General features: G+C 69.8%; 9 protein-coding genes and 2 pseudogenes. 8 read left to right on the top strand and 3 right to left on the bottom strand.

What is annotated here, in order from left to right:
* Nucleotides 1-237 (bottom strand): annotated as a pseudogene (locus A5646_RS27760) (PPE domain-containing protein); the annotation flags it as partial.
* A gap of 1 nt (nucleotide 238) precedes the next feature.
* Between A5646_RS27760 and A5646_RS04070 the strand changes: the two are divergent.
* From A5646_RS04070 to A5646_RS04060, 3 genes are all read left to right on the top strand, one after another.
* A complete protein-coding gene (locus A5646_RS04070) occupies nucleotides 239-874 on the top strand; it encodes a PE/PPE C-terminal domain-containing protein (protein WP_156765510.1) in 636 nt (211 codons plus the stop codon).
* A gap of 66 nt (nucleotides 875-940) precedes the next feature.
* Nucleotides 941-1,240, top strand: coding sequence for a PE family protein (locus tag A5646_RS04065; protein ID WP_067020037.1), 300 nt, complete (start codon nucleotides 941-943; stop codon nucleotides 1,238-1,240).
* On the top strand, nucleotides 1,200-2,459 hold the full coding sequence (locus A5646_RS04060) for a PPE family protein (RefSeq protein ID WP_067020034.1): 1,260 nt from the start codon (nucleotides 1,200-1,202) through the stop codon (nucleotides 2,457-2,459). Before A5646_RS04065 ends, A5646_RS04060 begins: the two co-directional genes overlap by 41 nt.
* A 28-nt stretch (nucleotides 2,460-2,487) precedes the next feature.
* Here the strand turns inward: A5646_RS04060 and A5646_RS04055 are convergent, their stop codons facing one another.
* Nucleotides 2,488-3,306 (bottom strand): IclR family transcriptional regulator, encoded by an 819-nt coding sequence (locus tag A5646_RS04055; protein ID WP_067020031.1) that lies wholly within the window; start codon nucleotides 3,304-3,306, stop codon nucleotides 2,488-2,490.
* A 132-nt stretch (nucleotides 3,307-3,438) separates the two neighbouring features.
* Here A5646_RS04055 and A5646_RS04050 point away from each other — a divergent pair, with 132 nt between their 5' ends.
* The 3 genes from A5646_RS04050 to A5646_RS04040 are packed head-to-tail and all read left to right on the top strand — an operon-like array spanning nucleotide 3,439 to nucleotide 6,410.
* Nucleotides 3,439-4,296, top strand: a complete 858-nt coding sequence (locus tag A5646_RS04050; protein ID WP_066878133.1) for a siderophore-interacting protein — start codon at nucleotides 3,439-3,441, stop codon at nucleotides 4,294-4,296.
* Nucleotides 4,297-4,320: 24 nt separating this feature from the next.
* Entirely contained in the window at nucleotides 4,321-5,481 is a 1,161-nt protein-coding gene (locus A5646_RS04045; protein WP_066870204.1) for a lactate 2-monooxygenase, read from the top strand.
* A gap of 32 nt (nucleotides 5,482-5,513) precedes the next feature.
* Nucleotides 5,514-6,410, top strand: coding sequence for a tyrosine recombinase XerC (locus A5646_RS04040; RefSeq protein WP_066870207.1), 897 nt, complete (start codon nucleotides 5,514-5,516; stop codon nucleotides 6,408-6,410).
* 15 nt (nucleotides 6,411-6,425) lie between these two features.
* On the opposite strand, the pseudogene A5646_RS04035 reads toward A5646_RS04040, so the two are convergent.
* Nucleotides 6,426-6,920, bottom strand: a pseudogene (locus A5646_RS04035) (M23 family metallopeptidase); the annotation flags it as partial.
* Nucleotides 6,921-7,223: 303 nt separating this feature from the next.
* On the opposite strand from A5646_RS04035, the gene rpsB reads away from it, so the two are divergent.
* Both rpsB and tsf read left to right on the top strand, forming a co-directional pair.
* Complete coding sequence (rpsB, locus tag A5646_RS04030) at nucleotides 7,224-8,057, top strand: 30S ribosomal protein S2 (RefSeq protein WP_066870213.1); 834 nt, start codon at nucleotides 7,224-7,226, stop codon at nucleotides 8,055-8,057.
* Nucleotides 8,058-8,069: 12 nt separating this feature from the next.
* A partial coding sequence (gene tsf, locus A5646_RS04025) for a translation elongation factor Ts (protein ID WP_067020025.1) occupies nucleotides 8,070-8,733 on the top strand: 664 nt, incomplete at its 3' end.

Here is an 8,733-nt window from a genome sequence, read left to right as displayed (position 1 = left end):
CTGGGTCGGCTCGGTGAAGGGGGCCAGTTGCGAGGCGGTCGCCGCGGAGCCGGCGTAGGTGTACATGGCGGCGGCGTCTTGGGCCCACATTTCGGCATATTGGGCCTCGGTCGCCGCGATCGCCGCGGTGTTCTGGCCGAAGAAGTTCGTCGCCACAAGCGACGTCAGCAACGCGCGGTTCGCGGCGATCACGGTCGGCGGGACCGTCATCGCGAAAGCGGCCTCATACGCCGCCGCCATGTACACCTACGCCGGCTCCGCGGCGACCGCCTCGCAACTGGCCCCCTTCACCGAGCCGACCCAGACCACCGAGCAAGCCGGACTGGCCCAACAGCAGGCCGCGGTCGCCCAGGCCGCGGCCACGGCGGCGGGGACCGGTGAATCGTCGGCGACGCAGACATCGCTCACCGACATGGTCAATAGCCTGGCCAATCAGATCAAAGGCCTGCTGTTCGGTCCGCTGGACGTCACCTTCTGGCCGATGACCTATCTGGGATCTCTGATTTTCTCGCAGATCGGGGTGCTGTGGCCCGAGCACGCCGCCGTCGCGGCCGCACCCGCCTTATCCGCAGCGCCGGCACTCGTCGCGCCGGTCGGCATCGGCGCCGGGACGATCTCGGCGAACTTGGCTTCGGCGACCAAGATCGGTCCGCTATCGGTTCCGGCGAGCTGGGCGGCGACGGCACCCAGAGCGGCGGAGCAATCGATCGTGCAAAGCCTTGGAGTCGACGGCATCGGCGGGCCGTCGAACGGACCCGAAACAGCGCTGCGCCAAATTGTGCCGAGCCGCGGCAGACGAGACCGCGGCGGCCTGCCGCCCCGCGAATACGGATTCCGTCCCAGATTCACCGCTCGTCCACCGTCTGCCGGATAACGCCACGGCCCGGTACCGAAATTTCGAAAATCGTTGAACCGAGACCTGATTGAGGAAGGAGACCACATGTCATTCGTTACTACCCAACCAGAGGCGCTTGCCGCAGCCGCCGGTGCATTGCGGGCCATCGGCGCCGCGCTTGCGGCTCAGAATGCGGCGGCGGCGGCGCCGACGACCGGGGTGGTTCCCGCGGCGGCAGACGAGGTGTCGATACTGACCGCCGCGCAGTTCGTCGCCCATGCACAGCTCTATCAGCAGGTCAGTGCGCAGGCGACGGCGATTCACGAGATGTTCGTCAACACATTGCAGCTCAGCTCGGGATCGTATGCGGCCACCGAGGCCGCCAACGCGGTCGCAGCCGGCTGAGAGGCTCCTGGTGCTCAACTTTGGCGCGTTACCCCCGGAGGTCAACTCGGGGCTGATGTACGCGGGCGCGGGCGCGACGTCGATGCTGGGGGCGGCTTCCGGTTGGAATACACTTGCCGCCGAGTTGAATTCGGCCGCCATGGCCTACCACCGGGCGGTGACCGCATTGACCGGTGAGGAATGGTTGGGGCAGGCCTCGACGGCAATGGCGGAAGCGGTCACCCCGTTCGTGGAATGGATGAGGACCACCGCGGCCCAGGCTGAACAGGCGGCCACCCAGGCCGCCGCGAGCGCGACGGCATTTGAGACCGCGTTCGCTTCGGTGGTACCGCCGCCGGTGATCGCGGCCAACCGCGTCACTCTGATGCAGCTGCTGTCCACCAACCTGCTGGGCCAAAACACCGCGGCCATAGCAGCTTTGGAAGCGCAGTACGGCGAGATGTGGGCAACCGATGCGGCCGCGATGTACACGTACGCGGGCAGATCGGCGAGCATCTCGGCTATGAAGCCGTTCGCGCAGCCACCCCAGACGACGAACCCGGCCGGGGCGGCCAGCCAAACGGGCGCGGTCACCGCCGCAACCGGCACGTCGGCGGGTAGCACCCAAAACGCGTTGCGCGGCGCGATAAACAAGATCCCCGCCACGTTGCAACGTCTGGCCAGCGGCACCCCGGCCGCCGATCCGCCGGCCCCGGCGTCGGATCCGGTGAAGGACGCGCTGTCCTCGGGTCTGCTGGGATACCTGGGCGATATTTTCACCTTCTACGCCCCGTTTTCCACCACGTTCTACAACACCGAGGGCCTGCCCTTCTTCGCCACGGGCATCGCCAACACCTTTGTGTCGATCGCGAAAGCCACGGGCGCCCTCGGCGGTGCCGCGAACGCGGCCGCCCCGGCGGTCGTCCCCCCGCCGCCGGTGGCCGGCCTGGCGTCGATCGGCGGTGGCGCCCCGGTCGCCGGAACGCTGGGCAACGCGGTCTCCGTCGGGCGCTTGTCGGTCCCGCCGGTCTGGGCGGGGAACACGCTGGCGGAGGCGCCGCACCTCGGGGCGACCCTGCCGCCGGTCAGCAATATCAGGGAGGCCGCGGATGCGCGGCCCGCGAACATCCTTGGCGGCATGCCACTCGGCGGCGCCGGGGCGGGTGACGGTGGAGCCGGCAGGGGACCGCGATACGGGATACGCCCTACCGTCATCCCGCGTCCGCCGGCCGCCGGCTAGCTCCCCGTCGCGCAATGGCAACGCCGACTCAATACGGGAGGCGGCCGCCCAGCGTGCGTGTCACCTGGTCGGCCGCGCCGACGACGTTGTCGGCCCACCGCTCGGCGAGCTCAGGCGAGAACCGGAAGCTGGGTCCGCTGATCATCAGCGCACCCAACACGTGACCGCGTGCATCGAACACCGGCGCCGCGACACCGGTGGCGCCCTCATCGCGTTCGCCGCTGGTGATCGCAAAGCCCATCCGCCGTGCTTCTTCGACGTTGGCGCGCAACACATCTGGATCGGTCACCGTCGCGTCGGTGAACCGGGCCAAGCCGGACTCCAGCACTTCCCGCAGCGCATCGTCGTCCCAGGCCATCAGGACCCGTCCCGCCGATCCGACGTGTAGCGGCACGATCTTGCCGACGTGCATCTCGCGGCGGATTCCATGGCGCGTCTCGGCGATAGCGACGCAAACCCGGAACGGACCTTCGCGACGGAAGAAGCAGGCCGTCTCTCCGCTCGCGTCGCGCAGCGACTCCAGCGCCGGTGATACCGCCTCCAGGAGGCCCATGCTGCTGGCGACCGGAGCCGCCCAGTACGCGACCCGGGCCCCGATCCGGAACCGATCGCCAACCCGATCAAGGAATTCCTCGGCCACCAGGTTGGCCACCAGCCGTTGCACCGTCGACGTCGGATAGCCGGTGCGGGCGCGAATCTCGCTGAGGGTCAATTCGGGCTCAGAGAGCGTGAAGGCGTCCATGATCCCGCGGATCTTCGCCAAGACCAGCAACGGCTTGATGCCCGCGGACAGCGGTCGCGACGACGGCGTCCGCGGCGGAATGTCCAGATCGTCAGCCTCGCTCATTCGTCCATTGTCTCGGTAATGGTTTGACCGCACCCCTCGAATGCGGATTTGGCACCGTCGCCGCAGGCCAAGCTGCAGCGACCGCGCGACTCGTATAGTCGAGCGGGGGTCGGGGTTTGAACAGGAGGACAAGTGGCAGGTCGACCACTGCAATGCTTCGAAGTCGTCGGTACCGAACAACTCACACGGCACATGGTGCGGATAGTGCTCGGGAGCAAGGATTTTGACGCCTTCGTGCCGAGCAAGTTCACCGACTCCTACGTCAAGCTGGTGTTCGTCGCCGACGACGTCGACGTGGCCGGGTTGCCCGAGCCCCTGACCCTCGACAGCTTCGCCGACCTGCCACCGGAGAAAAAGCCGTCGGTGCGGACCCTCACCGTGCGCCGCGTCGACGTCGACAAGCGCCAGATCACGCTGGACATCGTGGTGCACGGCGAGCATGGCATGGCGGGGCAGTGGGCGTCGACGGCCCAGCCCGGCCAGCCGATCTACCTGATGGGCCCGGGCGGCGCATACACCCCGGACCCGGCCGCCGACTGGCACCTGCTGGCCGGCGACGAATCGGCGCTGCCGGCCATCGCCGCGGCCCTCGAGGCGTTACCCCCCGGCGCCGTCGGCAAGGCGTTCATCGAGGTCGCGGGCCCAGAAGACGAGATCGCTCTGAGCGCCCCCGAAGGCGTCGAGGTGCACTGGGTGTACCGCGGTGGGCGTGCCGACCTGGTGCCCGAGGACCGTGCCGGCGATCACGCGCCGCTGATCGAGGCGGTCAAGAGCGCCCCGTGGCTGCCGGGACAGGTGCACGTCTTCATCCACGGCGAGGCCCAGGCCGTCATGCACAATCTGCGGCCCTACATCCGCAAAGAGCGTGGCGTGGACGCCAAGTGGGCATCGTCGATCTCGGGCTACTGGCGCCGCGGCCGCACCGAAGAGACGTTCCGGCAGTGGAAGAAAGAGCTGGCGCAGGCGGAGTCGGCGAACTCGTCAGCCTGACGGCCGCCTGGCATTGTCTGTTGCATGGCATTCGGCGATTACCAGAACGAGATCTACTTCAAGGGCCTGGGCGGGGTGGCGCCCGCGCTGCCGATGGCGTTCGCGGAGCTGGAGGCCCGCGCCGAGCGGGCCATGTCGCCGTCGGTGTGGAGCTACGTCACCGGCGGCGCCGGCGACGAACGCACGCAGCGGGCCAATCGCGAAGCCTTCGATCGCTGGGGCCTGATACCACGAATGTTCGTCGGCGCCGCCGCGCGTGACCTGTCGGTGGAGCTGTTCGGGCTGACCCTGCCGTCGCCGGTGTTCATGGCACCGATCGGCGTCATCGGCATCTGCGCCCAGGACGGCCACGGCGACCTGGCCACCGCACGCGCGGCCGCGGCCACCGGCGTCCCGATGATGGTCTCCACCCTGACCACCGACCCGATGGAGGACGTCGCCGCGCAGTTCGGTGACACCCCCGGCTTCTTCCAGCTGTACACGCCGAAGGATCGCGACCTGGCCGCCAGCCTCGTGCAGCGGGCCGAGGCCGCCGGCTACCAGGGCATCATCGTCACCCTGGACACCTGGATTCCGGGATGGCGCCCGCGCGACCTCACCACGGCCAACTTTCCCCAGCTGCGGGGGCTCTGCCTGAGCAACTACACCAGCGACCCGGTCTTTCGCGCCGCGCTGCAGCGCCCGCCGGAAGAGGACCCGCAAGGCACCGTCCTGCAGTGGGTGACCACCTTCGGGAACCCGCTGACGTGGGACGACCTCGGGTGGCTGCGGTCGCTGACCGACCTGCCGCTGATCATCAAGGGCATCTGTCACCCCGACGACGCCCGGCGCGCCAGGGACGGCGGCGTCGACGGCATCTACTGCTCCACCCACGGCGGGCGCCAGGCCAACGGGGGCCTGCCCGCGCTGGCGTGCCTGCCGGGGGTCGTCGAAGCGGCCGACGGGCTGCCGGTGCTGTTCGATTCGGGCATCCGCAGCGGCGCCGACGTCGTCAAGGCGCTCGCGCTGGGCGCCACGGCGGTGGGCATCGGCCGGCCGTACGCCTATGGCCTGGCGCTCGGGGGAGTCGACGGCATCGTGCACGTGCTGCGCTCGATCCTGGCCGAGGCCGACCTCATCATGGCCGTCGACGGCTATCCCACGCTCAAAGATCTCACCCCGGACACGCTTCGGCGCGTCGACTAGAGCGCCCACCTGCGCCCTGCGACCGTGGGGGAGTGCAGGCGATCCTCGACGAGTTCGACGAGTACCTGGAGTTGCAGTGCGGGCGCTCGGCGCACACCCGCCGCGCCTACCTCGGTGACCTGCGCTCGCTGCTCGCCTTCATCGGCGACCGCGGCGCGGGTCTGGACGGGCTCAGCCTGCCGCTGCTGCGCTCGTGGTTGTCCGCCGCGGCCGCGGCCGGCGTCGCCCGCACGACGCTGGCCCGGCGCACCTCGGCCGTCAAGACCTTCACCGCGTGGGCGCTGCGCCGCGGCCTGCTCAGCGCCGATCCCGCCGCCCGGCTGCAGGTCCCCAAGGCGCACCGCACCCTGCCCGCGGTACTGCGCCAGGATCAGGCCGCCGACGCCATGGCCGCCGCCAAATCCGGTGCGCAGCAGGGTGATCCGCTGGCACTGCGGGACCGGCTGATCGTCGAGATGTTGTACGCCACCGGGATCCGGGTCAGCGAGCTGTGTGGCCTGGACATCGACGACGTCGACACCCACCATCGCCTGGTGCGCGTGCTGGGCAAGGGCAACAAGCAGCGCAGCGCGCCGTTCGGGCGTCCCGCCGCCGAGGCGCTCGACGCGTGGCTGGCCGACGGGCGTCCCGCCCTGGCCAACGCGGAGTCGGGTCCGGCGCTGCTGCTGGGCGCGCGGGGCCGCCGCCTCGACGTCCGCCAGGCGCGCACGGTGGTGCACCAGACGGTCGCGGCGGTGGACGGCGCGCCGGACCTCGGGCCGCACGGCCTGCGGCACAGCGCGGCCACCCATCTGCTCGAGGGCGGGGCGGACCTGCGGGTGGTCCAGGAGCTGCTCGGGCACTCCAGCCTGTCGACCACCCAGCTCTACACCCACGTCGCGGTGTCCCGGCTGCGCGCGGTGCACGACCAGGCCCACCCCCGGGCCTGAGCCGCCTCACGGCTGCAGCGGTTTGAGCCGGATCGGCGTGGATTCCAGCAGGCCGAGCGGATCGACATAGCGCGCGCCCGAGGCCGGCCCCCACATCGCGCCCCAGTGCAGGCACGCCCCTCCCGCTCGAGAGGCCGGACACCCGGGGTGCCCGGCGACCAGCTCGCCGATCACGGTCGCGGCGGTCACCGGCTGACCGACCCGCACACTCGCCCGGACCGGCTCGTAGCTGGTGTGCAACCCGCCGGGGTGGGCCAGCGACACCACGGGCCGTCCGGCCAGCGACCCGGCGAACACCACCGTCGCGGTGCCCGCGGCGTACACCGGCTGGCCCGCCGCCCCGGCCAGGTCCACGCCCCGGTGTCCGGGATGCCAGTCCTGGGCCGGGGCGTCGAATCCCCGGACGACGGCCGGCGGCGGGCGCAGCGGCCACTGCAGGCGATCCGCAGCGGCAACCGCCGGCACCGCGCTGACCAGGCCCGCACACAACAGCAGCGCACTCCACCGCATCCAGGCAGTTCAGCGGGTCCCGAACGGCCGGTCCAGCCGAGTCCCGCCGGGTCTGTGCAGGAGCGGCCCGGTTGGGGAAGCGTGGTAAAAGCACCTGCTGAGTCGGTGTAAACTGCTGGTCGCAGCTCGTTCGCGGGCTGACTTCGCGCGTCTGCATCGCGTCTCTGGTTCCACGAGGAGTTCGCAATCGCATGCCGGGCGGTCCCGACCGGGTTTTCCCGGCTGGGTCCGGCATCGCAGCAGCCGCCAGGGCCCGGCCTCACCCGATGCCAGGCGACAACCGACACAAGTTAAGGCACAACCATGGCCGTCGTAACCATGAAGCAGCTGCTCGACAGCGGCACCCACTTCGGGCACCAGACCCGTCGCTGGAATCCCAAGATGAAGCGGTTCATCTTCACCGACCGCAACGGCATCTACATCATCGACCTGCAGCAGACGCTGACCTTCATCGACCAGGCGTACGAGTTCGTCAAAGAGACCGTCGCGCATGGTGGCAGCATCCTGTTCGTCGGCACCAAGAAGCAGGCGCAGGAGTCCGTCGCCGCCGAGGCGACCCGCGTCGGCATGCCCTACGTCAACCAGCGCTGGCTGGGCGGCATGCTGACCAACTTCTCCACCGTGCACAAGCGCCTCCAGCGCCTCAAGGAGCTCGAGGCGATGGAGCAGACCGGTGGCTTCGAGGGCCGCACCAAGAAGGAAATCTTGATGCTGACCCGCGAGAAGAACAAGCTCGAGCGCAGCCTCGGCGGTATCCGCGACATGGCCAAGGTGCCGTCGGCCATCTGGGTCGTCGACACCAACAAGGAGCACCTCGCGGTTGCGGAGGCTCGCAAGCTGAACATCCCGATCATCGCGATCCTGGACACCAACTGCGACCCCGACGAGGTCGACTACCCGATCCCGGGCAACGACGACGCGATCCGTTCGGCCGCGTTGCTGACCAAGGTGATCGCCTCCGCCGTCGCCGAGGGCCTGCAGGCCCGCGCCGGGGTCGGCCGTGGTGACGGCAAGCCCGAGGCGGAAGCCGCAGAGCCGCTCGCCGAATGGGAGCAGGAGCTGCTGGCGTCCGCTACCACCACCGCCCCCACCGACGCCGCTGCGGGCACCCCGGAATCAACAACTGACCCCTCTTAGGAAGGCTGAACATTGGCGAACTTCACCGCTGCCGACGTCAAGCGGCTTCGGGAACTCACCGGTGCCGGCATGCTCGACTGCAAGAACGCGCTGGCCGAAAGCGACGGCGACTTCGACAAGGCCGTCGAGGCGCTGCGGATCAAGGGCGCCAAGGACGTCGGCAAGCGTGCCGAGCGTGCGACGGCCGAAGGTCTGGTCGCGGCCCAGGGCGGCGCGCTGATCGAGCTGAACAGCGAGACCGACTTCGTCGCCAAGAACGCGGAGTTCCAGGCGCTGGCCGACCAGATCGTGGCGGCGGCCGTGTCGTCGAAGGCCAAGGACATCGACGAGCTCAAGGCTTCTTCTATTGACCAAGCCTCGGGCACGAAGACCGTCGAGCAGGCCATCGCGGAGCTCTCGGCCAAGATCGGCGAGAAGCTGGAGCTGCGCCGCGTCGCGAACTTCGACGGCACCGTCGAGACCTACCTGCACCGGCGGGCGGCCGATTTGCCGCCCGCGGTCGGCGTGCTGGTCGAATACCAGGGCTCGGACACCGAGGCGGCGCACGCCGTCGCGCTGCAGATCGCCGCGCTCAAGGCCCGCTACCTCTCGCGCGAGGACGTGCCCGAGGACGTGGTGGCCAGCGAGCGCCGCATCGCCGAGGAAACCGCCAAGGCGGAGGGCAAGCCGGAGCAGG

The sequence above is a fragment of the Mycobacterium sp. 1245499.0 genome, from assembly GCF_001673615.1.
Classification (GTDB): Bacteria; Actinomycetota; Actinomycetes; order Mycobacteriales; family Mycobacteriaceae; genus Mycobacterium; species Mycobacterium europaeum_A.
The sequence above is the reverse complement of the archived record's forward strand: the minus strand, read 5'-3'. Positions and strand labels throughout refer to the sequence as shown.

Excerpts from the sequence above, each read along its gene's own strand:
- A5646_RS04070 (WP_156765510.1), top strand. The coding sequence starts at position 239 with ATGTACACCTACGCCGGCTCCGCGGCGACCGCCTCGCAACTGGCCCCC.
- A5646_RS04065 (WP_067020037.1), top strand. The coding sequence starts at position 941 with ATGTCATTCGTTACTACCCAACCAGAGGCGCTTGCCGCAGCCGCCGGT.
- A5646_RS04060 (WP_067020034.1), top strand. The coding sequence starts at position 1,200 with ATGCGGCCACCGAGGCCGCCAACGCGGTCGCAGCCGGCTGAGAGGCTC.
- A5646_RS04055 (WP_067020031.1), bottom strand. The coding sequence starts at position 3,306 with ATGAGCGAGGCTGACGATCTGGACATTCCGCCGCGGACGCCGTCGTCG.
- A5646_RS04045 (WP_066870204.1), top strand. The coding sequence starts at position 4,321 with ATGGCATTCGGCGATTACCAGAACGAGATCTACTTCAAGGGCCTGGGC.
- rpsB (WP_066870213.1), top strand. The coding sequence starts at position 7,224 with ATGGCCGTCGTAACCATGAAGCAGCTGCTCGACAGCGGCACCCACTTC.